Source organism: Streptomyces sp. HSS9-12 (assembly GCF_054963655.1).
The window spans coordinates 1-1,383 of sequence record NZ_JBUEGC010000116.1 but is presented as its reverse complement, the minus strand read 5'-3'; the positions used below and the strand labels follow the sequence as shown (position 1 = coordinate 1,383).

Genomic DNA, 1,383 nt, shown 5'->3' with positions numbered 1-1,383 from the left:
GGGTCTGTCCAGCCATCGGTGTAACTCAGGGTGAGTGAGTTACCGGCGGGCGGCGGAGAGGCGCCCGTCGAAGGTGATCTCGAAGGCGTTGAGTGCGGCCTTCCAGCGCAGTGACCAGCGTTTGCGGCCCTTGCCGGTCGGGTCCAGGCTCATGATGGCCATGTAAACGCACTTCAACGCGGCCTGCTCGTTGGGGAAGTGGCCGCGTGCCCGGACGGCTTTGCGGATGCGTGCGTTGACCGACTCGATCGCATTCGTCGTGCAGACGACGCGGCGGATCTCGGTGTCGAACTGCAGGAAAGGGACGAACTCGGCCCAGGCGTTCTCCCACAGCTTCACGATCGCTGGATATTTGGTGCCCCAGGCTTCGGAGAACTCCACGAACCGCTCCTCGGCAGCATCTTGGGTCGGCGCGGTATAGATGGGCTTGAGCGCCTTGGCGATCTTGTCCCAGTCCTGGCGGGCCGCATACCGGAACGAGGCCCGGATCAGGTGCACCACGCAGGTTTGGGTGATTGCCTGCGGCCACACGGTCTCGATGGCGTCGGGCAGGCCCTTGAGCCCGTCGCAGACGACCATGCACACGTCGTCCACGCCGCGGTTCTTGATCTCGGTGAGGACCTGGAGCCAGTACTTGGCACCCTCGCCGCCGTCGCCGGCCCACAAGCCGAGGATCTCGCGGGTGCCCTCCACGGTGACCGCGAGCGCAACGTAGATGGGCCGGTTGGCGACCTGCCCGTCGCGTATCTTCACGTGCACGCAGTCGATGAAGACCACCGGGTAGACCGCGTCGAGGGGACGGTTCTGCCATTCAGCCATGCCCTCGATCACCTTGTCGGTGATCGTCGAGATGGTCTGTTTCGACACGCTCGCCCCATACACCTCGGCGAGGTGGGCCGATATCTCGCCGTGGGTCAGGCCGCGGGCGGACAGCGACAGCACCATCTCGTCGACGCCGGACAGGCGCCGCTGCCGCTTGCGTACGATCTGCGGCTCGAAGCTGCCCTCGCGGTCACGTGGCACCTCGAGCTCGACCGGGCCGACGTCGGTGATGACGGTCTTCGAGCGTGTTCCGTTGCGGGAGTTGCCCGATCCGGCCCCGGCTTTGTCGTGCTTTTCGTAGCCGAGGTGGTCGGTGAGCTCGCCTTCCAGGGCGGACTCCAGGACCTTCTTCGTCAGCTGCTGCAGCAGCCCGCCCTCGCCGGTCAGTTTGATGCCCTCGGCGCGGGCGCGGTCGACCAACTGCCCGATCAACTGCTCGTCCAGCGCGTCGGACTTCCGCTCGATCGGCTGGACTTCCTCAACCACCTCAGCAGAGGCGATCACGTCGCTCATCAGGTGTTCTTCCTTGATCGGGAGTTACACCGATGACCGTACAGTCCC

General features: G+C 65.4%; 1 protein-coding gene. It reads right to left on the bottom strand.

All coding sequences use genetic code 11. The annotated features are described in order from the left end of the window. Positions 1–39 precede the first annotated feature (39 nt). Positions 40–1,335 carry an IS256 family transposase gene (locus ACY34J_RS28945; RefSeq protein ID WP_462729594.1) on the bottom strand — a complete coding sequence of 432 codons (1,296 nt, stop codon included), beginning with the start codon at positions 1,333–1,335 and terminating at the stop codon, positions 40–42. Positions 1,336–1,383 lie beyond the last annotated feature (48 nt).